This is a genomic window from Streptomyces sp. NPDC006510 (assembly GCF_040611955.1).
GTDB lineage: Bacteria > Actinomycetota > Actinomycetes > Streptomycetales > Streptomycetaceae > Streptomyces.
Genome location: NZ_JBEXPH010000019.1, coordinates 1 through 22,400 on the forward strand (window position 1 = coordinate 1; position 22,400 = coordinate 22,400).

Here is a 22,400-nt window from a genome sequence, read left to right on the forward strand (position 1 = left end):
GCGGCGACCAGCCGGGCATGGCGTTGCGCGCACCGCGTGTGGGTACCCGCCAGCACCGCCGCGAGGTTGTCGCAGCCGCGTCGCAGCCTGCCGTCGCCGGCCGGCGCGAGGGCACGCATCCGCTGCGGCTGCGGTTCGCACGCCAAGACCGGCCGCAGGGCCACCACCATATGTTCGGCGGCGGCCAGGACCCGTAACTTCCCCTCGGTCCGGCCCGCGAGCCGCAGCGGCAGCGGCAGCGGCAGCGGGGTCGTACCGAGGCGGCCGTCCGGAAGCGGCGCGCGCGTCACCGGGACCGCGCCGGCAGTGTGCCAGGCCGCCTGGACCGTGATGCGCCCCGGGTCGCGCAACGCAGTGATGGGATGGCGGCCCCGGGCCGAGTGGGGTCATGGGCGGACGGTACGCAGGCCGCGGACTGGCGAATCGTTTCGCCTGAACGACCTTCCTGCGATCGGGGTACCTGAACCGCCTCACCCCCGGCCACCGCCCGCCCGAAGGGCCCTCCTAAGAACCGGGGAGGCCCGCTGCCGTGACTCCCTCGACCTCCATGCCGACCGGGGACAGCAGGAAGACGTTCCGGTCGACCCGGTGCATTCCGCTGCCGAGGCCGAAGACCACCCCGCTGGTGAAGTCCAGGATGCGCTTGGCCACATCCGTCTCGGCGCTGGTCAGATCGAGCAGCACCGGAATCTGCGCGACCAGATACTCGGCCACCTCCCGTGCGTCCGCGAAGACCTGGACCCGCAGCACGACGAGTCGTCGCTGTTCGGCCGCTTCGGTCTCCTCGGGAACCGTGCGGTGATCCACCCTGGACGGCCACTCGTTGCGGCTGCGCAGAGGTACGACCTGGGCAAGCCCCTCCCACTGCTCGTCCGTGACGTCGTACCTGTCGTACCTGCTCACCGGACCACCCCGTCTGTGCTTCGGTTGGCGTTGCGCCGGCTGCGCTCGCTGTTCATCGGGCAATTCTCTCGCCACTCACCCGTTCGGCGTACCACCGACACGGTTCATGGGCCGATCGACACCGCCGACGGCCCGTCCGCCGCTTCCCCGGCGGTCCTTTGCCGGTGCGTTTCCGCACTCATGTCGACGGGGGTGAACCGTACCGGAAGCCTGACCAGCGCGCGGTGGAACGGTCCCGGACGCCACTTCAGGGAGCTGGCCGGAACAGCCAGTTCCGCGTCGCACAGCTGACTGGTGAGCTGCTCGATCGCGGTCATGGCGATGAGCAGCGCGGGCTGCTTCGCCGGGCAGCGGTGCGGGCCCGCGGACCAGGCGAGGTGGGCGCTGGCCCCGGAACGGACCGCGAGGTCCGAAAGACCGGGCGTGGAGCGGGAGTTGGCCGCGGCGTAGGAGACCAGGAGGAGTTGGCCCGCACGCAGCCGCACACCGTGGAACTCCGTGTCGTGCCGCGGGTAGTGGGCCGCGAGATTGGCGAGTGGCGGGTCCTGCCAGAGGACCTCGTTGATCGCCTCGTGCGCCGTCATCGCGCCGCCGTGCAGCGAACCGGCGTAGCGGGCGTCGGTGAGCATGTGCAGCAGCGCGTTGCCGATCAGATTCGTGGTCGGATCGTGGCCCGCGCTCATGATCAGGGTGATCTGACGCACAGTCTCGTCATTGTCGAGATCGGCCGGGTGACCCAGGAGGTACGAGGTGAGGTCGCGGCGCGGCCGGGCACGCCGGTCGGCGACCAGTTCGGTGACGACCTCGACGAGATCGGCGTACGCGGTGGCGGCGTCCTCGGCGGAGTTGAACATGCCGGCGATGCCGTTGACGATGCGTTCGCCGTCGCCCGGCTCCACGCCGAACCAGGTGACGAAGACGTGCACCGGAAGCCGGCGGGCGTACTGGGCGATGAGATCGCTGCTCCCGGTGGCGGCGAACTCACCGATCAGCCGCTTGGCGACCCGGGTGACTTCGGCCCGCAGGATGTGCGGCTCGATCAGGGCGAGGCTGTCGTTGATGGCGTCGCGGTAGCGGGCGTGCACCTCGCCGTCGCTGAAGAGCGCGGTGGGCCGGTAGCCGAGCATGGGCAGGACCGGCGAGTCGTCGGGGACGGTGGCCTGCCAGGCGCGCGGGTCCTTGGTGAAGGTGTGGGTGTCGCGCAGCAGATCGACGGCGGCCTGGTAGTCGGTGACCAGCAGGGCGTCGACGCCGGGGGCGAGCCGGACGGGCGCGAGGGGGCCGTGTTCGCGCAGGCGTCGGTAGTGGCTCCGCGGGTCGGCGGCGAAGTCCGGACCGTACAGGGCGAGGGGTTCCGGCGGCTGTGCGAACGGTGTCATGACGGGTCCTCGGGCCTGGGCATCCGGGTGAGTACGTGCTCGGCCAGCGCGATCAGCGCGTCGATGCTGCCGCGGCGTTCGCGGGCGTCGCACTGCACCAGCGGGGTCTCGGGGGCGAGGTCGAGGTGTTTGCGCAGGACCTCGTCGGCGTGGGCGGGGGCGTCCGGGAAGCGGTTCACCGCGATCGCGTACGGCAGGCCCTGCTCCTCGACCATGTCCATGACCGCGAAGGAGTCGGCGAGCCGACGGGTGTCGACCAGTACGAGTGCACCGAGCGCGCCGCGGGCGATGTCCTCCCAGAGCGGCAGGAAGCGCTGCTGGCCGGGGGTGCCGAACATGTAGAGCACCAGGTCGTCCAGGACGGTCAGCCGGCCGAAGTCGATGGCGACGGTGGTCGTGGTCTTGTCCGGCAGTCCGGCGGTGTCGTCGAGCCGGGTGCTGGACTGGGTCATCGCCTCTTCGGTGTGCAGCGTGGCGATCTCCGACAGCGTACGGATCAGGGTGGTCTTGCCGACGCCGAACGGACCCGTGACGACGAGTTTCATCAGGGTCCGGGCGGCAGGCGGCAGATAGCCGATGCCGGTGCGGTCAGTGGAGGGAGCGGAGTCCAACGAGCAGCCTCTCGACGAGCGACCGGTCGATCTCCCCGGCGCTGGGGATGGGCGGTCGGATGTGCAGATGTCCGGCGGCCGCGAGGTCCGTGGCCAGGAAGACGGTGGCGCTGACCGGCAGGTCCAGATGGGCCGCGCACTCGACGACGGTGAGCGCCCCCGGTTCGAGCAGCTCGCACAGTCTGCGTTGTTCCGAGCCGGTGTCCGGGGGCAGCTCGGTGTCGGCGCGTACGAGTACGTCGAGCCGGTCGAGCGAGGGACCGGCGGGCCGGGTCCGGCCGCCGGTGACCAGATAAGCGGGTATCAGACGGCGCCCCGGGCCGGAGGTCATGGCCGGGCGGCGGTGTCCGGCTGGCGGGCGGGTGCGTTCATCGCCCGGGTCAGGGCGGTGACCTGCACCTGCATCTGGTACGCGATGTCGCCGAGCTTGGCTCCGGGTTCCGCGAACAGGGCGAGTGTGGTGTTGTTCCCGGCCGGTACGACGATGGCGAAGCCCCGGTCGGACTCGACGACCGTCTGGGCCAGGCGGGGCGCCTCGACATCGGTGAAGGCCGTGGTGAACGCGCGCGCGGCAGCGTGCAGGGTGGCGGTCATGGCGGCGACCCGCTCGCCGGACGCCCGGTCCAGGCCGGGCGACGCGCCCTCGACGAGGCCGTCACCGGTGGCGACCACGGCGTGCTGGACCCCGGGCAGTTCCAGCAGCGGGGTCAGCACCCATGCGAGGTCACCGGTGGTGGAAGTGGGGGCGCTCACGTCTGGTCGTCTCCTTCGTCGTCCCGGTCGTCCGGGTGGTCGTGGTCGTCCGCCGCCGGTGGGGATGGCGGCCCGGCGACGCTCCTGCCGTTGAGGGTGCCCTGTTGGAGCGCCGCCCAGGAAGCCCCGGCCTGCTCGGGTGTACGGGGCACCTGTTCGCGGTCCGGGACGGCGTCGGCGGACGCGGGGCGGTCCGGGGCCGGACGTGGTGCGCGTCGGCGTCGGCTGGGCAGCGCGGGTGCCTGCCCGTCGGCAGGTTGCGGCACGGGGGCGGTCTCCTGCTCGGTCGGGGCGGGAACGCTGGGCGAGGCGTGCGCCTGCACCGGCTTCGGGGCGAGGGCGGAGAGGCTGTGGTCCTCCTCCATCACGGTCAGCAGATGGGCGGGGACGCGCAGGATCGTCCGCATGCCACCGAACGGAGATGCCTCGATGTGGCAGTTGAAGCCGTACTGGAGCACCAGCCGGCCGACGACGGCGAAGCCGGTCTGCGGCGGATCGCCGAGCTCGGTCAGCAGGACTTCGGGCGGGCCCGCCAGCAGCGCCCGTGCCCGGTCGAGCGCGTCGTCGTCCATGCCGATGCCCGCGTCGTCGACCACCAGGAACGCGCCACGGCCGCCGCTCTGCTGGAGGGTGACCTGGACATCGGTGTCGGGGTGCGAGTAGGCGGTGGCATTGGCCAGCAGTTCGGCCAGGGCGATGGCGAGGGGTTCGGCGGCGCGGGCGACGAGGGCGAGCCGTTCGTCGCGCAGATGGTTGGCGACCTTGACGCGTTCGTAGCCGGCGACCCGGGACTGGGCGCCGAGCACGATCTCGACGAGCGGCGAGTTCTGCCGGGCGAGGCCCGGCCAGGCGTCGCAGAGCACCGCGGTGGCCTGGGTGCGCCGCAGTGCCAGTTCGTTGCGGAAGTCGAGTTGCAGGATGCGCGGATCGTCGTACTCGTGCTGGAGCTCGTGCAACAGCTGCTGGGACTGGTTGAGCAGGGACTGGATCTTGGCGGAAGTGCCGCGCATCGCCGCGCGGGCGGCCGCGTCGACCCGCCCGCGCTCCTCGACGACGGCCGCGCGGGCGGCCTGCACCGCCTCGGTGAGCAGCCGCGCGGAGCCGCCGTCGATCTCGGCCGCCCCCCGCAGTCCGGGGACCTTGGCGGTGCGGTGGGAGAGGGCGAGCGCGGCGGCGGGTATCCGCTCCTGGGCCAGCTGGCGGATCTCGTCGGTGAGGGCGGCGGTACGGGCCTCGGCGGCCTTCGACTGACGTTCGGCCAGCTCGGCGCGGGCCACGGCGATACGTTGGGCGCGCGCCATGTTCTCCGCGTGGACCATTGCCGCCACGGCAGCGGCGACGGCGATCACCGCCACTATCCATCCCATGCCGTCACCGTGTTTCTGTTGTCGGATCGGTCTTCCGGCCGAAGCGGCGGCGGGAACTCCGCCTACTGCTCCGCGGGTCCGGCCGGCTCATGCGGCTGCTCCAGTTCTCGGGCGACCACGGCGACCTCGGTCATCACCTGGAGCACTCCGGGCAGTTCGGAGCCGTCGAGCTGCCGGTACTCGCTGCCGATGGTCACCACCAGCCGCTCGGGAAGCCCCAGTTCCGGGTAGCGCCCCTCGCCGATGACCCGGCGGGCGGCCTCGACGGCGGGGATCCCGGCCGCGTGGAAGGCGTGGGCGCGCTCGCGCACGTACTCCAGATACACGATGTGGTCGCGCACCCCGGCCCGGTCGAGGAGCGGGCCGTGTCCCGGGACGACGGTCTCGGCGCCGGTGGCCAGTACCCGTTCGCAGGCCGAGATCAGATTGCTCAGCGGCCCCGCCCAGTGCACCGGGTGGTCGCCCGGCTGCTCCGGGGTGGAGGAGAAGATGACGTCCCCGGTGAACACGGCACCCTGCGCGGGCAGATGGACCATCAGGTCGCCGGTGGTGTGCGCGGACGGCAGCGCGGTGATCCGGACCGGGTACTCGCCCAGGGTCAGTTCGAGCTCGCCCGTGAAATAGGTGGTCGGCACCACCGGCTCGGTCTGCGACCAGTCGAAGGGGCCGAAGTGACGCGTGAGATAGCCGCCGAGCGGGGTGGCCGGATCGCCGGCGGCGACGAGGGCGTGCTGCTGCTTCGGCGTGGGTTCGTAGTGGATGTGCTCGCGGGCCTCGCGGGTCGCGATGATCTCCGCGTCCGGGAGTACGCCCGCGCCCCAGAAGTGGTCCCCGTTCGCATGGGTGACGATCACCCGGTCGATGTCGACGCCGTCCGGCAGCCGTTTCGTGGACTCGGCCAGGAACTGGCCGGCCAGCACGGCGTCGTACGGGGTGTCGATCCAGAGCGCACCCCGGGGTGAGACGAGCAGACCGCAGTTGGCCAGCCCCCAGCCCCGTTTCGGCGGGAGCCATGCGTACAGGCCCCGCCCCAGGTCAACGACGTCTCCACCCGTGATCGACATGGACGCGATTATGCCGACCGAAATCCGGCCATGCGTTCGAACTCGGCCACCATGAGGCTCCATTGGCGCGAATTCGACGCTCACGCTCCCCGCCGACGGGGCCGCGGTGACCCTGCGAGACCGGCACACCCCACCCCCACCTGTCACCTTCCGGATGATCCTGCTCAATTCACCCGGAGGTGTCACACGCCGCGGCGGACAGCTGTCGAGCGGTCGCCAAACCGGAATGAGCCGATTACCCACCGAGCATGACTGAAAACAGACGTACAGAGAGACCTCCGGGGACGGTGCCCGAAGGCACCGTCCCCGGAAGGCCGCCGGGCGGCGAACCGGTCGCACCCGTCGCGCCGGACACGGTCTAGCGGACCTGACCGCCCTCGAAGTAGGCGATCAGCTCGGGGTCGAGGGCCGGCACCTCGAACGGCGCACCGCCCTCGCGCAGCGACCGGGTCGCGAGCACCCCCGCGGCGACGCTCATCCGGGCGGCGACCGGCGAGGTGTCGGTGACGCCCCCGTCGCGCACGAACCGGCAGAACTCCTCCATGATCCGACTGTCCCCGCCGCCGTGCGAGCCCTCGGCCTCCGGCACCCGGTAGGTGATGTCGGCCTCGGCGCGGTATCCGCTGGGGCCGGTGTTCCAGACCTTGACCTCGTCACCGGGGCCGTCACCGAAGTTCTCCAGCCGGCCCTCGGTGCCGATGACGGTGTAGTTCCGCCAGTAGTCGGGGGTGAAGTGGCACTGCTGGTAGGCGGCCACGACGCCGTTGTCGAGCTGCATGTTCATCACCGAGACGTCCTCGACGTCCACGATGTGGTGCAGGTCCTTGCGGGCCGTCGGCGGCCAGTCGAACTCGCGCAGCCAGTTCGCCGGGCGCGGGGTGTCCGGCTCACGGCGCGGCAGGTCCCCGTAGACGAGGAGGTCGCCGAGCGCGTTGACGCGGCGGGTGTAGCCGCCGGCCAGCCAGTGCAGGACGTCGAGGTCGTGCGCGGCCTTCTGGAGCAGCAGGCCGGTGGTGCGGGTCCGGTCGGCGTGCCAGTCCTTGAAGTAGTAGTCACCGCCGTAGCCGACGAAGTGCCGCACCCACACGGCCTTGGGCTCGCCGATGTCACCGCGGGCGATGATGTCGCGCATCAGCCGCACGACGCCCATGTGGCGCATGTTGTGCCCGACGTACAGCCGGGTCCCGGTCTCGTACGCGGCGCGCAGGATGTTGTCGCAGCTCTCGACGGTGATCCCGAGCGGCTTCTCGACGAAGACGGCCTTGCCGGCCCGCAGCGCGTCGATGGCGATGGTCTCGTGGGTGTCGTCCGGGGTCGCGACGATGATCGCGTCCAGGTCGTCCCGGCCGAGGAGCAGCTTGTAGTCCTCGACCGCGACATCGGTGCCGAACCGCTCGGCCTCGCGCCGGCGCACCTCGGGGTCGAGGTCGCAGACGGCGGTGATCGCCGAACCCTGTCCGGGGTGGTGGGCGGACGTCGCGATGGACCGGCGCAGGCCGAGCCCGATGACGCCGAGTCGCAGGTCTGACACGGGGGTCCCTTCTGTCTGTACGGGTGGTGCCGGTGGTGCGGGCGGAGACTGTGGTGCGGGCGGAGACTGCCGACTGCGGCTACTTGCCGGCGAGCGAGGCCTCGAACTCGGCGCGCATCTTGCCGCCGCCGGAGCGCCACTTGCGCAGCTCCTCCTTGTGGGCGGAGATCGGCCCCCGGCCCGCGATGATGTCCTTCTGGCAGTCGCTCATGGCGGTGGTGAGCGAGGCGCTCTTGCTGGTGGACGTGTCGGAGAAGTGGCCGCCCGTCGGGTCGGTCCGGTTGATCTTGAGGAGCTGGGGCTGCGGCACAGGCGACCGCACGGCCGGGACCGGCGCATCTGCCATCGTCACAGGCACCTCCAGAGCTGATGGAGCAAGGGGGAAGCATCCCGCGATCACGGCGGCGACACACACCGGTGGCGGTGCGGCCGTTACTCCCTCGCGGCGACAGCCACATAGTTCACGACATGCATCCAGATGGCAAGAGTTGTTCATTTCACAGGGGTAATGAACAACTAAGGACATTCGAGCCTGCCGAAGGTCCGATTTGGCCCGTTGAAGCCCGCAATCACGCACGCCAGGGGCATGGAACGGGAGGCGCAGGCGCCTCGATGCGATCACCGGACCTCTTGCCCGCCTGTTGATCGCAGAGCGGGATACATGGACGTGCTTGGCCTTGTACTGATGGGCGCATCACCCACCGATTTCAAGCAACAATCCTCACCGTTCCGAAGCTCGGTGTCAGCTCACACAGCGATGACGGTGACGCCGGCCTCCGTGAAGCGGGCGGTCGCCTCGGGGGTGATCCCCTTGTCGGTGACCAGGAAGTCGACCTGCCCCAGATCGCAGACCCGGGCGAAGGCCCGTTTGCCGATCTTCGAGGAGTCGGCGGCCACGACCACCCGTTGCGCCTGCTGGGCCAGGAGCCGGTTGATGCTGGCCTCGCCCTCGTGGTGGACGTACGCACCGCGCTCGGTGTCGATCGCGTTGACGCCCAGCACGGCGACGTCCAGCGTGATCTCGCCCAGCACCCCGCTGGCCAGCGGGCCCGTCAGCTCGTACGACTGCGGCCTGGCCACCCCGCCGGTCACCACGATCTTGATCTGCGGCCGGATCACCAGCTCATTGGCGATGTTGAGGGCATTGGTGACCACGGTCAGGCTCGGCTGCCCGCTCATCCCGGCGGCGCTGTCACCGACCAGGTCGGAGCGCACCGCCAGCGAACGGGCCACCTCGGTCAGCGTCGTACCGCCGGTCAGCCCCACCACCTCGCCCACCGCCACCAGTTCGGAGACCGCACGGCCGATGGCCTGCTTCTCGGGGGCGTGGCGGCCGGTCTTGTAGCGCAGGGCCAGTTCGTAACTGACGCCGTGCGCCACCGCGCCACCGCGGGTACGGGTGAGCAACTGCTGCTCGGCGAGCTGATCCAGGTCGCGGCGGATGGTCGCGGCCGAGACATCCAGCGTCGTGGCGGCGTCCTCGACGTCCACCCGGCCGTTCTTACCGACGAGTTCCAGCAGCGCGTTCCACCGGGCATCCCTGGACAAGGCAACTCTCCTTACGAGGCCGGGCTTCGGGCACCCATCCCCTTGGGTACGGTCACCGGACACGCGCAAGCGTCGCACAAGGCTCCGCCCAGTCAAGCCTTCTGCAAACAGAATGCTTGATAATGCTCGTACATCGCGTATAACGTGCGGAAACGAGCATCCCACTACGAGTACGGAGTGCAAAAGTGTCATTTGTCGAGATCGAGACAGCCAGTCAGCCGGAATGCTGGCGTCGCGCCGCCGAGCTGGCCCAGACGCAGTCGGCCGCTCTGCCCGCCACCGGCGAGCGCATCGCGGTCGTCGGCTGCGGCACCTCGTTCTACATGGCTCAGGCGTACGCCGCACTCCGCGAGGAGTCCGGTCAGGGCGAGTCCGACGCCTTCGCCGCCTCTGAGTTCCCGTTCGGCCGCGGCTACGACCGGGTCGTCGCCCTGACCCGCTCGGGAACCACGACCGAGGTGCTGGAACTGCTCGACCGCCTGCGTGGTGCCACCCGCACAGTGGCCATCACCGCCGACCCGAACACCCCTGTCATGACGGCCGCCGACGACGTCGTCGTGCTCGACTTCGCCGACGAGCAGTCCGTCGTGCAGACCCGGTTCGCCACCACCCTGCTCACCCTGCTCCGCGCCCACCTCGGTCTGCACACCGAGGACGTGGTGCGCGACGCGGAGACCGCGCTGGCCGAGCCTCTGCCCGAAGGCCTGGTGGACTGCGCCCAGTTCACCTTCCTCGGCCGCGGCTGGACGGCCGGGCTCGCCAACGAGGCGGCGCTGAAGATGAAGGAGGCGTCGCTGTCCTGGACCGAGTCGTACCCCGCGATGGAGTACCGCCACGGTCCCATCAGCATCGCCACCACCGGCACCGCGACCTGGATGTTCGGCACCGCCCCCGAGGGGCTCGCCGAGCAGGTGCTGGCGACCGGCGCCCGCTGGGTGGAGAGCGGCCTGGACCCGCTGGCCGAGCTGGTGCGCGTGCAGCGTCTGGCCATCGCCCGTGCCGCCGCCCGCGGCCTGGACCCGGACAGCCCCCGTCACCTGACCCGCTCGGTCGTGCTCACGGACGCCTGACCGGCTGATGCACATCGTCGAGCGCAGATTCAACGATCCCGGCGAAGGCGCTCGCGAGGCTGCTCGCAAAACCCCTCATGAAGCCCCTCACCAAGGCGTTCGCGAGGGGTTTCTCGCAAGGCCCGCGGGCGGGGCCGAGGTCGGGGTGCTCGTGCTCTCCGGGTCCGGTGGGCGCATCGAGGACGAGCGGTGCAGGCTGCTGGCCAGGGAGGGCATGGCCGCCCTGTCGATCCGCTGGTTCGGCGGTGCCGGACAGCCGCCGGGCATCTGCGAGATCCCGCTGGAGACGTTCGAGTCCGCGATCGAGGTGCTCCGCGCGGGCGGCGCGCGGCGGATCGGCGTCCTCGGCACGTCCAAGGGCGCGGAAGCCGCGCTGCACCTGTCCGTGCTCCTGCCTGGTGCCGACGCCGTGGTGGCGCTCTCCCCCACCTCTCTGACCTGGGCGAACGTGGGCCCCGGCGAGGACGGGCAGACCCGGCCGTACCGGTCCTCCTGGACCTGGCGCGGTGAACCGCTGCCGTTCGTCCCCTACGACGACTCCTGGGCACCGTCGCCCGCACGGACCGCGGGCGATCCCGTCGCCATCCGCGGCTGGTACGAGCGGAGCAGGCGGACGTTCGCCGACCGCGTCGACGCGGCGAGGATCCCGGTGGAGAGGTCCGGCGCCGAACTCGTCCTCGTCGCGGGCGGCGACGACGCGATGTGGCCTTCGCTGCCCTACGCCGAGGAGCTGGCCGCCCGCCGCAGAGCGGCCGGCCTGCCCGTACGGGTCATCGGCGGCCCCGACGCCGGCCACCGTCCGCGACTTCCGGGCGAGGGTCCGGCGCCCGCCTCCGCGCAGTTCCGGTACGGAGGTTCGACCGCGGCTGACACGGCGCTCGGGGCAGCCGCCTGGCCCCACATCCTCGACGCGCTCCGCGGCCCGCGCGACGGGACCGGAGCTCCGTGAGGAGGCCGGCGGTCGTCCGTCCGCCGACCCAACCTCTCGAACGGCATCGCCGCGGTCAGGACTCCTCGAAGTAGGCGTCCAGAACCGCGTCGAGTTCCTCCGCCCACCCCTTGAGGCTGCTCCTGGCCGACGCCTCGACCTCGGCGTTGAACCACCGGCGGGTCGACATATGGACGGTGACGGTGAACCGGCGGCCGAACCGGGGCATCTTCACCTCGACCGCGCCGATCTCGTCCCACCGGAACTCGGCCTCCTGGTCGTCCAGCCGGAACCGGACTCCCTCATGGTCCGCGGTGATCGACCCGCGACGGTCACTCACCTCGAACGAGGGCCCGTCCGGTGCCGCCTTCTCGTCCGCCGCCGGGGCCGCTGCCCCGTCGGCCCCGGCCTCCGCGCCGTCTTCGTCCTCGGGAGCGACGGCGTCGGCCGCCCGCTCCTCCGCGCCTTCAGGCTCCGGCCGTTCCTGCTCCGCCTGTTCCGGTTCTGTCTGCTCCAGGTCTGCCTGCTCCAGGCTCGTATCCGGTTTCCTGGCCGTGACGGGGGCCGTGAGACCGGGGATGAACGCCGGGTCTGTCCCTGCGGCGTATCCGGGCTGAGTGTTCGGATCTATGCGCTGCTCCACGGCGGGCAGTATGGCCGACGAACCTGTGCCGGGCCAGCCAGGGACGCTCGTTCGAGCGGCCATGCCGCCCCGGACCTGCGGGTTACGACATCGCTCCCCGCGCCGCCAGGAGTTCGCTCACGCGGTCCAGCGGCAGCGCCGGGACATGGTGTCCGGCCCGGCCGGTCATCGCCTGCGCGCCGGTGAGCACATTGAGCACCGCCTCCTCCACCGACTCGACCACCGCGCCGTAGAAGGGGTCCATCCGGCCCCAGGGCACGAAGCGCATCGACTCGTACGGCGCGCTGCCGTCGCCCTCGGGGAACGTACTGGTCAGCGCGGACGGGTTGGCCGTGGAGAAGGCCAGGAACAGGTCTCCGGAGAAGTGGCTGCCGGTGGTGCCGGTGCGGGCCAGGCCGAGCGTCACCCGACGGGCCAGCGCCTTGCACTGGCCCGGCAGCAGTGGGGCGTCGGTCGCCACCACCACGATCACCGAGCCCGCGCCGGGCGGCACCGGGCGCTCGCCGTCGGGCGCCGCCTCGGGGGCCGGCGCCCCGACCGGGTCGGACAGTTCGCGCCCCACCGGCACGCCGGCCACCACCAGTTCGCGCCGTGCGCCGAAGTTGGCCTGGACGAAGACGCCGACGGTGTACCGGTCCTCGCCGTACTCCACCACGCGCGACGCGGTGCCCGAGCCGCCCTTGAAGCCGTAGCAGCGCATGCCCGTTCCGCCGCCGACGCATCCTTCCTCGACCGGGCCGGACGCCGCCGCCTCGATCGCGGCCGCCGCGTGGCGGGACTCCACGGCCGGGCCGTGGATGTCGTTGAGATGGCCGTCCCAGGTCTCCGTGACGACCGGCAGCAGCCACTCCGGCGCCATGCCACGGCAGTTGGCGCGCACCCACTCGACCACGCCCCGGTGCACGGGGCCGACCGCGTATGTGTTGGTGATGACCACCGGAACGGCCAGCGAGCCGGTCTCCTCGATCCACGCGGTCCCGGTCATCTCACCGTTGCCGTTGAACGAGTGCCAGCCGGCCGCGCAGGGCGTGCCCACACCGTCCCGGCCGCGCGGCAGCAGCGCGGTCACCCCGGTGCGTACGTCGTCGCCGTCGACGAGGGTGACGTACCCGACCTCGACACCGGGCACGTCCGTGATCGCGTTCCACGGCCCCGGCTCACCGGTCAGGGAGATGCCCAACTCACGTGCCCGCCTGCGCTCTTCGCCCGGGTGATCTTCGCTCATGCGGACAGAGGTTACGGGAACACCCACTCGCCGGACGAGACCCGCGACGCCATCCTTCCCAGTCGCTCAGAACCCCGTTCCCCGCGGAGCGCCGGGGGTGTTCTCGACGACGATCGCGGTCAGCAGCAGACCGCCCTCGGCCAGCCAGCGGCCGTGAAAACCCGTGGGGAACGCCGGCTCCGGGTCGGAGAGCAGCAGTTCGGCGGTGAAGCTGCCGTCAAGGCGGAGCTCGATGTCGGCCTCCTCGAAGCCCAGCCAGCGGCGGGTGAGCGGGAACCATGCCTTGTACACGGCCTCCTTCGCGCTGAACAGCAGCCGGTCCCAGTGGATCCCCGGGTGCTCCAGGCGCAGTTCGCGCTCACGCCGCTGCTCCGTCAGCAGTGCGATGCTGCCGTGCACATCGCCGGGCAGCGGCGCGTCCCCTTCCGCGTCGATGCCAACGCTGAGCACATCCGCCCGGTGGGCCACGACGGCGGCGCGGTAGCCGGTGCAGTGGGTCAGGCTTCCGACCGTGTTCTCCGGCCAGAGCGGGGCACCTCGTTCGCCCTTGAGGATGGGGACGGGAGCGATGCCCAGCGATCCGAGGGCGCGGCGGGCGCAATGACGCGTCGTGACGAACTCCCTGTGCCGCTTCTCCACGAAGCCGCGGGTCAGCTCCTCCTCAGCGGGCAGGAGTACGGCATCGGGCAGGTCGGAGAACGCCTCTGCCACCGCTACTTGGGACGGCAGAATTTTCTCGATCATGATCTCCCCCTACCGGCTGGACGCCCCCATCCTGCCTGGTGCCGCGGGATCTCCCCACCGCCCGGTGGCAGGAACGCCGACTTCACGGTGTTGCATCGGCCACAATGCCGTCGTGAGCGGCCTCTTCGGCGTCCCATGCGTTCACGGGGCGTCGGCCGACGCCTCGCGCAGGGCGGTGGCGACGGACTCCAGGACTTCGATGGGGCGCAGCAGGTCCCCGTAGCCGATCGGTGGCCTGCCCGTGCGCACCATCTCCAGGAACGCTTCGAGGCCGGGTACGCAGTAGTCCGCGCCCGGGGTGAGGGTCTGCTGGACCATGCTCTCCCGGGTGAACGTCATTCCATGGAAGGGGATCTGATCCGTGCCGCCCGGCCTGACGAAGTTCACGACGACGCGGGTGCCGCCGGCGGTGAACGACGCGATGACCGTGGTGTCGGTGACGTCCGTGCGGACGCCGGAGATCTCACCGGGGGCGAGCCGGAGGGCGATGTCGACCGCGTGAATGCCGTAGAAGAAGATCCCGCCGTGGCCTCCGGCGGGGTCGGCGGGCCCGGACACAACGACCAGGTACGGCTGTTCACCCGGCGCCGACCGGGCCACCAGAGCGTCGGTGTCGGGAATCCAGCGGAGCGCCGAGGACGAGGTGAGCGGCGCGTCATGGGCGCGGGCGGTGTCGATCATGGCGCGGGCGTCCGCGACGGTGCGGGCGAGGGGCTTGTCGACGAAGACCGCAAGGCCCTCGGCCAGGAAGGGGATCGCCTGGTCACGGTGGTGCGCGCCGTCCCGGTCCGCGACGATGACGGCGTCGACCAGCCCGAGCAGACCGATGGGCTCGTCGACGATCCGCGCGATCCCTCCGGTGGCCGCCAGTGTGTCGTTGCGCCGGCCACGCCCGCCGCTGAGAGCCACGACGCGTGCGTCGCCGCCGGCCTCCTCGACGTTGAGGTGACGGACGATCTGGTCGACATGGCTGTTGTCGGTGCCGACGATCCCGATGCGCATCCTGGGAGCTTCCCTTCGAGGTGACGGCCCGTCGCACCCGGTTGACCGGAACCCGGCGGACGGGGGTTGGCGGCCCGGTCGGCGCGGCGCGGCGCGGGATCGAGTTTCCCACAGGCGTCCAGCCACCGGCAGGCCGGTCGAAGGGCAGGCCAGGGGCCCCTGCCGAGCCGCCCGTGCCCTTGCTTCACCGAAATCGGCCTCCGGCTCGATTCGACGGAATGGGATGAATGGCGACGCTTTCGATCAATGCGCTTTCGATCAATGAACCATTTTGAGGAGATATTGCGCACCCATTTCAAGCCGTTTCGAACCCGGAGATGGTTCGGCTGACTCTTCGCATCCAAACCCTCACGGATTTCACTCGCCCTGTGCCAGCATGAAGCCTCCGGAACCGAGCGATTCGAGAGGGGGCGCAGTCGGTGCTGCGGGGCGGACCGGCCCGGCCCGGCGAACGGAATCCGGCGCGGTGGCCCCGTTCCCCGGGGAACCTCCCGGCGCATGACTCCGCGCAGCGGCAGCAGGGCCTTCGGGCGATGGGCGAGTCGATGGCGAGCCAGGTCACCGCGGTGGCCCGAGCGAACCTCGGCGGCGTGCTGGCCGGCCAGGGCAAGCTGGACCGGGCCGAGGAGGTACTGCGCTCGGTACTGGCCGGCGGGCAGTCCCACGCGGTGCCGCTGGCCCAGGTGGGCCTGGGCGAACCGCTGATGGTACGCGGGCGAGGAGGCCGAGCAGATCCTGCGGGAGCTGAACAGCGCCGGGAACCTGCCGCTGACCTCGTACGCGAAGATCCTGCTGGCCGTCGTGCCGCACCCGCAGGGCCGTATCGAGCAGGGGATGGCGCTGCTCCACGAAGCAGCCGCTTCCGGCCACCCCAACCACGGACCGCGGGCGACCTGCGGGCTCGGCGAGTGGTACGCCCATCAGGGCGATCGCCACCGCGGAGTGGTTCGAGCGCGCGACGCCCGCCGCACGCCGGGCGGCCCTGCTGAGCGGTGAGGTGTCGGCAGGCCGTACAGAGTGACGGCGAGCCACGCGTCGGCGCGACCAGTACCACCGAACCGTGGGCGGACCTGTGCATTTCACGCCATTGACCAGCCGGTTTCGGCTTGGGGAGCCCGGCTGTCAATGGCAGGCGATAGCGTCGTCGATTCGTGTGTGCATCACACGAGGGATCCAAGGGGGACAGCGCACGTGAGCACCACCCACACCCAAGCGACCGCCGGGTATCGCATCAGTCTCGTGGACGAGGATCCGCTGCGGGCCCGGCGGGAAGCCCGCGAACTCCTCGCAGCCCTCACCGACGACGATCCACGGGCCGCTCTCGACATCCCGCGTCAGCACACCGCTGCCGACACCGACAAGGGCGGGCCGGTCGCGGACCTGATCGGCCTGGTGTTCAGCGGCGGCTCCCTCGTCGCCGCCGGCATCCAGATCTGGTTGGCACGAGTGCCGCAGCGGACCGTCGTCGTCACCCGGCCCGACGGCACGACGCTCCGTGTCTCCGGCAGAGAGGCCCGCGCCGACGACCGGCTGATCGAGCGGTTCCTCAGCGGCGGCAACAGTGGCGAGGCGAACGCGGACGAGGACGGACCGGGCGCGGAGTGAGCCAGAACGACCGGTACGCCATGCTGATCGGCGTATCCACGTACGACAGCGACCGCTACCACGATCTCCCGCCTGTCCGGGCCGATCTCCATTACATGCAGGCCGTGTTGGAGAGCACCGAGATCGGCATGTTCAACGACTGCGCCATGGTCCCCGAACCGACCCGCGCAGAAATGTTGCACGCCATCGAGGAGTATCTGGAGGCGCGGCAACCCAGTGAGACGGCCTTGCTCTACTTCAGCGGCCACGGGGAGTTCTGCGAGGCCGACGGACAGCTGTACTTCCTCACTCGGGACGCCGACCCGGACGACCTGCCCGGTACGGCTGTCCCCGCCGAGTTCCTGGAGCGGATGCTCCAGTCCTGCCGGGCCTCCTCGAAGGTCGTGCTGCTTGACTGCTGCTCCAGTGGATCGGTCGTCCAGGGGTGGACGGCCAAGGGTTCGGCGGACACCGGCGACCGGCCCGCGCCCAGCACCCTGCTGCGGCCGACCGGCGTCTACTTCATCACCGCCTCCGACGCCCTCCAGGCAGCCTCGGCGATGGCCCCTGAAGGCTCCTCGCTCGGCACCTCGCGGTTCACCGGTGAGATCGTTGAGGGGCTGCGAAGCGGTCGGATCAAGGACGGCGGCTGGATCACTCCGGACGACCTGTTCGAGTACCTGACCGCGCAGATGGTACGTAAGGGAGTACCCGAGGAGCAGCGCCCGACGAAGTCCACGTTCCGCGCGACGCGCTCCCTGCCCCTGGCGCGCTCGGTGGCCCGGTCCGTGAACCTTCCTTCTCCGCTCGGCAACGGCTCCGCCGGGGCGGCACCGCCCTCCCACGCCCTGCTGAAGGCTCGACAGCTCGCCGACCAGGACACCCGGGACGGCATCGACCGGCAGCGGCTCCTGCGCTACTACGCACACTGTCTCGGCGCGCAGGCGGCTTCCGGCATGCTGCCCGACCGGGACGGCAGCCGAGGGTCCGCATACTTCCTGCTGGGCCAGGGCTCGGAGACGATCCAGTCCGGTCTCGGGTCCGGAATTCGTGCCCCCGCACAGCTGCCCGGGCCGAAGAACAGGGGCGCCCAGGTGGAGAGGGCGGGAACGCAGGAGTACTGGTACGGATTCCCCGCGGTCACGCTCCCCGAGCACGGGGACGGCCGTCGGAGGGCGGCGGTGCGGATCGCGCCTCTGCTGATCCAGCCGATGGAACTCGCCCCCGACGAGAACGGCCAGGATCTGCTCCGTCCGAGCGGAGTGCCGTCCTTGCACACCGGTGTGGTCACGGAGTTGCTCGCCGACGACGATGCCGCGGACCTCATCGCGCACTGGCAACCGACCTGGCAGGAGGGCAACGGCGCCCAGATGGTCAAGGCCGTACGGGAACTCCTGACGGCGCTCGGACTTCCCGAGCTGGAACCCCTCGACCTGTCCGCGCTCAGCGACCGTTCCGTCATGGACTCGCTGCGGCCCGGTGCGCACAACGCCGCCGTTCTCCTCGCTCCCTCGGGCGTGGAGCGCCTCGCGACCGAAGCCCTGGTGGACAACCTGCTCCAGATCTCCGCCCGGAGCGGGCAGATCCCCGGCACGGCGCTGGACGCGCTCCTCACGGGCGGGGGCGGCGGTGGCGATGCCCCTCGTGCCGGGTCGGCGGTCGTGGTGGCTCCGGGGCCGTGCAACGAGAGCCAGGAGCAGGTGGTTCTGTCGGCGATGACGCATCCGCTGACCGTCTCGACCGGACCTCCGGGGACGGGAAAGAGTGAGGTCGTGACCGCAGTGGTCACCACGGCGGTCGCCGCCGGGCAGTCCGTGCTCGTCGCCTCCACGAACAACGAGGCCGTGAACGTGGTGGCCGAGCGCTGCGACGCCATCTCGCCCGGGCTGCTCATGCGAACCGGTAACGCCGAAGCCCTGGAGCGCGAGGCCGCGAAACTGGAGTCGCTGCTCGCCCGGCCCGTCGAGGCCACGGCTCGCGGCTCGGCGACAGTGGCCGGTGACCTGCGCAACCGCCATGCCCGAGCCGCCGCACACCGGGCGGAAGCCGCCCGGCTGGTCGGTGAGGAGGCACAACTCCTTGAGCTGCTGCGGGACCGGGCCCGTCGGGCGGAGGAGCTCGGGCTTCCCGTGGAGCTGCTCGAAGGGGCGTGGGCCGGGAGCGGGGCCGTGCCGGCCCGATGGGAGGAGCGTGCGCGGCAGGCAGCCGCCGCCCGATGGTTCATGTTCGGCCGGTGGCGCAGAGGGCGGGCCCTGTCCGCTTTCGTTGCCTCGTCCGGGGATTCGGTGGCGAGCGCCTGGCCGTCCTGGGCCACGGAGCGGCCAGTGTCGCCCGAGCTCCTGCTCGCCCTGGCAGCGGCCACGGCCGTGGAAGGGCAGCTCCGGGAGCTCGTACCGCAGCACCTCGCCAGGGACGAGGAGGCGCTGAAGCGTGCGCGGCTGGAGAGCAGCGCAAGTCTGTCGGAGGCCTCCGGTGAATTGGCCGTGGCAGTGGCCACCGAGGCCGTGATCCGTGGCCGTTCCCTGATGAGCCAGCGGCTCCAGGCCCTGCGCCGGCGCTCCGGCTTCCAGAAGAGCCAGCGAAACCTGATGGCACACCTGAAGGGCTGGGCCATCAGCACTCACTCGGTGCGACAGCTCGAACTCACCCCGAAACTCTTCGACCTCGTGGTGATCGATGAGGCGAGCCAGTGCTCGATTCCCTCCGTGCTGCCGCTGCTCTTCCGGGCCGAGCGAGCGCTGATCATCGGCGATCCCATGCAGCTTGGACACATCCCGGGGATCACCGCCGAGCAGGAGCGTCAGGCACACGTACGGGCTGGGCTGAGCGCAGCGCAGCTGGAGGACCACCGCCTCACGTACCACGTCTACGCGTCGTACCACGCGGCCGCCCAGCACGGCGAGGCGGCTCTGCTGCTCGACGAGCACTACCGGTGCCATCCCCGGATCGCGGACGTCGTCAACGGCTACTGCTACGCGGGGCAGTTGCAGGTGCTCACCGACGTCCGGAACCAGGTCCCGGCGCTCGACCCCGTGGGGGCGGCCGACCCGGCCCCGGTGCTGGGATGGGTGGATGTGCCACACGGCGAGTCGGCGCGGGGCGCTAACGGTCAGTCCTGGCGCAACCCGGCGGAGGCCCAGCAGGTGCGGGAGACCGTGGACGAGCTGCTCGCCCGGCTGCCCGAGGGCGCGACGGTCGGGGTGGTGACACCGTTCAAGGCCCAGAAGGAGTCACTGGCGCGGGCGTGGGCGGATGACGATCGCGTACGGGTCGGCACCGTGCACGCCTTCCAGGGCGGGCAGCGTGACGTCATGGTGCTGAGTCCGGTCGCCACCGGCAACACTCCGCCGCGTACGACGCATTGGGTGGCCGGCCAGGTCAACCTGTGGAACGTCGCGGTCACCAGGGCGAAGTCGCAGTTGATCACGGTGGGGAGTCATGCCTTCTGGCAGGGCCAGGCGGGGCTCCCGGCGCTGCTCGCGGAACGGTCGGAGGCTCTGGGCGCTCGGTCCTCCACGGTCCCCGACGCGATCTCGGGGACGGAACCGCCGACCGGCTTTCACGAAGAGCTCACGGACCGACTTCAGCAGTATCTCGGCGAGCGCGGGTTCACCGATCTCGAACGTGCGGCCGTGGTCGGCGGGCACAGCGTGGACGTGCTGTTCACCACGGACGTGGGAAACACCGCGGTACTCATCGACGCCGGCCCGGCCCACGGCCTTGATCCGGCCCGGTATCTGCGGCTCATGCACGCGCGCGGTGACCTGCTGACAGGGCTGCCGTCCGGCGGCTCCGGGGCGAAGCCGGGTGCGGTGACCCGGACGGTCCGTGTGCCGGCCTGGCGGATCATGGCCGGGGCCGCGATGGTGGAACCGCTTCTCCCCTGAAGCGGTGTCGCGGACCGGCACAGCGGGGCCGGTGTCAGGAAGCGCTGTTCTGAGGAGGTCAGAGGTCCGGTCAGAGGTCCGGACGGATCTTGCCACCGACGTGCGCGATGCGGATCTTTCCCTCTTCCCCGATGAGCCGGAAGTGGATACGGCCGGCTCCGGGGGTGAAGCGGGCGTGGAGATGGAATGTCTCCCACTGCCCGTCGTCCTCGAACCGGCACACCCGCTTGCGCGTCTCGCCCTCCGGAGTCACCCTGGTCTGCCATTCCGGCTCGGCCGTCGTGACCGGGTCCCATGCTGCGGTCGCGGCATCGAGCCGCTCCAGGCAGCGCCTTACGGGCACGACCCAGCGCGGGTCGAGGTCGCAGAGCTGGGCCTCGGTGCGGGGCAGGAACTGAAGGCTCGGGTACAGGTCGGCCTTGCGTTCCCAGATCTGGTGGCCGGTGGCCGCCCTGGCCAGGCTCGACTCCCTGATCCAGCCGAGGTGTTCGTCAACGTGCGGCGGGGCCGAGATGTGCCGGACGTCGACACTGTCGTGCTCGAACTCCAGGGACCCGTCGTCGAGTTCGACGAGTTCGCTGCGTTCGAGACCGACGGCCGATGTCTGCCACTCGTGGGCGACCGGAAGGCTGACCGCGATGCCGTCCATGAAGTGCGCGGCGCCCAGAGCCAGGGCCTCCTCGCCCTCGTGCCGGTATTCGAGACCACCGTCGGCGTCCGGCGCCGGGTAGACGCTGCGGACCGGGGATCTGTTCCGCAGGCTCAGGAGGCGCTGCCAGCGGACGTGGTTCTTCGGGCTGGCTCCGATCCACTTGCCGATCGGGTAACCCTCCGCGATTTCCAGCGACTTGAGCTCGACCTCGCTGACCAGGGCGGTCTCGCCCGGGTCCTCCCTGGCCACGGCGCGCACCGCATCGACGAGGCCTGCCATGGCCGCATCGGCACGGGCCAGGTCGCAGGCGGTGGCACAGGACTTCTCGTTCAAGAACAACAGCGGCACACTCTTCCCCCCTCGATTTCCGGCGACTTTCCGTCAGTCCAGCAGCTGATCCAGCAAGTTCTCCCACTCGTCGAAGAACCCTTCGGGCCACTGGGCGAGCATGCCGTCCTTGTCGACGCGGGGGCTGATGACCTCGGCGCCCGAGCCGTTGCCCCGGAAGAAGTGGATGACGGCGTCGTCCGGCCGCAAGCCCCCCCGTTTGACGGCGAGGCGGACGCCGTTGAGGACGTGGTCGCTGTGGGTCTCGACCACCAGTTGCGCCCCGGTGGCGGCGGCCGCGGAAATCAGAGCCGCCATCCTGCTCTGCCCCTTGGGGTGCAGATGAGCCTCGGGATTCTCCAGCAGGATCAGGCTCTCGGGGGTCGCGGTGAGGCAGGCGACCACGATCGGCAGGGCGTACGTGAGACCGAAGCCGACGTTGGTGGGGCGGCGACGGCGGGTGGCGTTGATACCGGCGGTGCCGCCGAAGCCGTAGGAGAGGCGGACGAAGTCGGTGCCCTCGATCGCGGAGGTCTGGAGGTTCACGCCGGGGCAGAGTTCCTGCATCCAGGCGACTGTCTGGTCGAGGAGTTGAGGGGAGGTCGCGCCGGGGTGGCGGAGCGGGCCGTCGGGGATCTCACGCTCGGCATTGTGACGGAGGTAGTTGACAGTGTGTTCGCCTCGCACACCGAGGAAGCCGCGGTCGATGGCGATCTGACGGGAACGCGGGTAGGTGACCGCAGGGGTGATGCGGTCTGCGTGGAGGTACTGGAAGGGCTCCCGGAGCAACGATCGGAACGCGGGGAAGTCATAAGCCTCCATCACGTCCTCGTCGGGCTGCCCGAGATCGTAGCGGGCGATGAACCGACTGGGCAGGTTGTCCGCTTCGACCACGAAGCCCACCACTGGAGCCCCGGTTGCGAGCAAGTCGTCCGCAGGGCCGAAATCGTCATGCAGCAGGTCTCGCGCTGTGCCCATTTCGACCAGCTCACCGTTGAGCAGCAGCCCCCCTTCGGGGGACGTCGTTCGATCAGGCCCGAACGACTGGCGAAGCAGGGCGAGGGCCTGGAGAACACTGCTCTTGCCGGACGAGTTCAGGCCGGTGAGGAGGGTCAGCGGTCCCATGGGGAGTTCGAGGCGGCGGAACGCCTTGAAGTTGACCAGCGTGAGTTGGGTGATCAC

At 70.7% G+C, this 22,400-nt stretch carries 20 protein-coding genes and 1 pseudogene; 4 read left to right on the top strand and 17 right to left on the bottom strand.

The features are described from left to right. The 11 genes and pseudogenes from ABZY11_RS08985 to ABZY11_RS09035 form a co-directional block, all read right to left on the bottom strand. Window positions 1-359, bottom strand: a pseudogene (locus ABZY11_RS08985) (ATP-binding protein); the annotation flags it as partial. 145 nt (window positions 360-504) lie between these two features. Further along, window positions 505-903 carry a cell division protein SepF gene (gene sepF, locus ABZY11_RS08990; protein ID WP_356478490.1) on the bottom strand — a complete coding sequence of 133 codons (399 nt, stop codon included), beginning with the start codon at window positions 901-903 and terminating at the stop codon, window positions 505-507. Between the two features lie 104 nt (window positions 904-1,007). Further along, window positions 1,008-2,282, bottom strand: a complete 1,275-nt coding sequence (locus ABZY11_RS08995; RefSeq protein ID WP_356478491.1) for a cytochrome P450 — start codon at window positions 2,280-2,282, stop codon at window positions 1,008-1,010. Then, on the bottom strand, window positions 2,279-2,893 hold the full coding sequence (locus tag ABZY11_RS09000) for an ATP/GTP-binding protein (protein ID WP_356478492.1): 615 nt from the start codon (window positions 2,891-2,893) through the stop codon (window positions 2,279-2,281). Before ABZY11_RS09000 ends, ABZY11_RS08995 begins: the two co-directional genes overlap by 4 nt. Next, on the bottom strand, window positions 2,871-3,224 hold the full coding sequence (locus ABZY11_RS09005) for a DUF742 domain-containing protein (protein WP_356478493.1): 354 nt from the start codon (window positions 3,222-3,224) through the stop codon (window positions 2,871-2,873). Before ABZY11_RS09005 ends, ABZY11_RS09000 begins: the two co-directional genes overlap by 23 nt. Continuing rightward, window positions 3,221-3,646, bottom strand: a complete 426-nt coding sequence (locus ABZY11_RS09010; protein WP_356478494.1) for a roadblock/LC7 domain-containing protein — start codon at window positions 3,644-3,646, stop codon at window positions 3,221-3,223. Before ABZY11_RS09010 ends, ABZY11_RS09005 begins: the two co-directional genes overlap by 4 nt. Further along, window positions 3,643-5,013, bottom strand: coding sequence for an ATP-binding protein (locus tag ABZY11_RS09015; RefSeq protein ID WP_356478495.1), 1,371 nt, complete (start codon window positions 5,011-5,013; stop codon window positions 3,643-3,645). The genes ABZY11_RS09010 and ABZY11_RS09015 overlap by 4 nt, the downstream gene beginning before the upstream one ends. A gap of 62 nt (window positions 5,014-5,075) precedes the next feature. Further along, window positions 5,076-6,077, bottom strand: coding sequence for an MBL fold metallo-hydrolase (locus ABZY11_RS09020; RefSeq protein ID WP_356478496.1), 1,002 nt, complete (start codon window positions 6,075-6,077; stop codon window positions 5,076-5,078). A gap of 358 nt (window positions 6,078-6,435) precedes the next feature. Continuing rightward, a complete protein-coding gene (locus ABZY11_RS09025) occupies window positions 6,436-7,608 on the bottom strand; it encodes a Gfo/Idh/MocA family oxidoreductase (RefSeq protein ID WP_356478497.1) in 1,173 nt (390 codons plus the stop codon). Between the two features lie 79 nt (window positions 7,609-7,687). Next, window positions 7,688-7,954, bottom strand: a complete 267-nt coding sequence (locus tag ABZY11_RS09030; RefSeq protein ID WP_356478498.1) for a hypothetical protein — start codon at window positions 7,952-7,954, stop codon at window positions 7,688-7,690. Between the two features lie 401 nt (window positions 7,955-8,355). Further along, window positions 8,356-9,156: a DeoR/GlpR family DNA-binding transcription regulator gene (locus ABZY11_RS09035; protein WP_356478499.1), complete on the bottom strand. Its 801-nt coding sequence runs from the start codon at window positions 9,154-9,156 to the stop codon at window positions 8,356-8,358. A gap of 185 nt (window positions 9,157-9,341) precedes the next feature. On the opposite strand from ABZY11_RS09035, the gene ABZY11_RS09040 reads away from it, so the two are divergent. Then, the gene (locus tag ABZY11_RS09040; protein ID WP_356478500.1) at window positions 9,342-10,226 is read left to right on the top strand and encodes an SIS domain-containing protein; all 885 of its coding nucleotides are present in this window, start codon (window positions 9,342-9,344) and stop codon (window positions 10,224-10,226) included. A gap of 151 nt (window positions 10,227-10,377) precedes the next feature. Further along, a complete protein-coding gene (locus ABZY11_RS09045) occupies window positions 10,378-11,175 on the top strand; it encodes an acyl-CoA thioester hydrolase/BAAT C-terminal domain-containing protein (RefSeq protein WP_356478501.1) in 798 nt (265 codons plus the stop codon). 55 nt (window positions 11,176-11,230) lie between these two features. On the opposite strand, the gene ABZY11_RS09050 is transcribed toward ABZY11_RS09045, so the two are convergent. From ABZY11_RS09050 to ABZY11_RS09065, 4 genes are all read right to left on the bottom strand, one after another. After that, window positions 11,231-11,797 carry a hypothetical protein gene (locus ABZY11_RS09050; RefSeq protein WP_356478502.1) on the bottom strand — a complete coding sequence of 189 codons (567 nt, stop codon included), beginning with the start codon at window positions 11,795-11,797 and terminating at the stop codon, window positions 11,231-11,233. A gap of 82 nt (window positions 11,798-11,879) precedes the next feature. After that, complete coding sequence (locus ABZY11_RS09055; RefSeq protein ID WP_356478503.1) at window positions 11,880-13,022, bottom strand: P1 family peptidase; 1,143 nt, start codon at window positions 13,020-13,022, stop codon at window positions 11,880-11,882. Window positions 13,023-13,088: 66 nt separating this feature from the next. Beyond that, on the bottom strand, window positions 13,089-13,766 hold the full coding sequence (locus ABZY11_RS09060) for a 4'-phosphopantetheinyl transferase superfamily protein (protein WP_356478504.1): 678 nt from the start codon (window positions 13,764-13,766) through the stop codon (window positions 13,089-13,091). A 141-nt stretch (window positions 13,767-13,907) separates the two neighbouring features. After that, the gene (locus ABZY11_RS09065; RefSeq protein ID WP_356478505.1) at window positions 13,908-14,768 is read right to left on the bottom strand and encodes a Gfo/Idh/MocA family oxidoreductase; all 861 of its coding nucleotides are present in this window, start codon (window positions 14,766-14,768) and stop codon (window positions 13,908-13,910) included. 1,191 nt (window positions 14,769-15,959) lie between these two features. Here ABZY11_RS09065 and ABZY11_RS09070 point away from each other — a divergent pair. Both ABZY11_RS09070 and ABZY11_RS09075 read left to right on the top strand, forming a co-directional pair. Beyond that, complete coding sequence (locus ABZY11_RS09070; protein ID WP_356478506.1) at window positions 15,960-16,373, top strand: hypothetical protein; 414 nt, start codon at window positions 15,960-15,962, stop codon at window positions 16,371-16,373. Further along, window positions 16,370-20,239 carry an AAA domain-containing protein gene (locus ABZY11_RS09075; protein WP_356478507.1) on the top strand — a complete coding sequence of 1,290 codons (3,870 nt, stop codon included), beginning with the start codon at window positions 16,370-16,372 and terminating at the stop codon, window positions 20,237-20,239. The genes ABZY11_RS09070 and ABZY11_RS09075 overlap by 4 nt, the downstream gene beginning before the upstream one ends. A 70-nt stretch (window positions 20,240-20,309) precedes the next feature. Here ABZY11_RS09075 and ABZY11_RS09080 read toward each other — a convergent pair whose 3' ends face one another. Beyond that, complete coding sequence (locus tag ABZY11_RS09080) at window positions 20,310-21,239, bottom strand: hypothetical protein (protein WP_356478508.1); 930 nt, start codon at window positions 21,237-21,239, stop codon at window positions 20,310-20,312. Window positions 21,240-21,272: 33 nt separating this feature from the next. Next, entirely contained in the window at window positions 21,273-22,400 is a 1,128-nt protein-coding gene (locus ABZY11_RS09085) for a DUF3696 domain-containing protein (RefSeq protein WP_356478509.1), read from the bottom strand.

Bases quoted from the DNA above. Each gene is read 5' to 3' on its own strand.
- ABZY11_RS09005 (WP_356478493.1), bottom strand. From the start codon at position 3,224: ATGACCTCCGGCCCGGGGCGCCGTCTGATACCCGCTTATCTGGTCACC.
- ABZY11_RS09015 (WP_356478495.1), bottom strand. From the start codon at position 5,013: ATGGGATGGATAGTGGCGGTGATCGCCGTCGCCGCTGCCGTGGCGGCA.
- ABZY11_RS08995 (WP_356478491.1), bottom strand. From the start codon at position 2,282: ATGACACCGTTCGCACAGCCGCCGGAACCCCTCGCCCTGTACGGTCCG.
- ABZY11_RS09065 (WP_356478505.1), bottom strand. From the start codon at position 14,768: ATGCGCATCGGGATCGTCGGCACCGACAACAGCCATGTCGACCAGATC.
- ABZY11_RS09020 (WP_356478496.1), bottom strand. From the start codon at position 6,077: ATGTCGATCACGGGTGGAGACGTCGTTGACCTGGGGCGGGGCCTGTAC.
- ABZY11_RS09060 (WP_356478504.1), bottom strand. From the start codon at position 13,766: ATGATCGAGAAAATTCTGCCGTCCCAAGTAGCGGTGGCAGAGGCGTTC.
- ABZY11_RS09055 (WP_356478503.1), bottom strand. From the start codon at position 13,022: ATGAGCGAAGATCACCCGGGCGAAGAGCGCAGGCGGGCACGTGAGTTG.
- ABZY11_RS09030 (WP_356478498.1), bottom strand. From the start codon at position 7,954: ATGGCAGATGCGCCGGTCCCGGCCGTGCGGTCGCCTGTGCCGCAGCCC.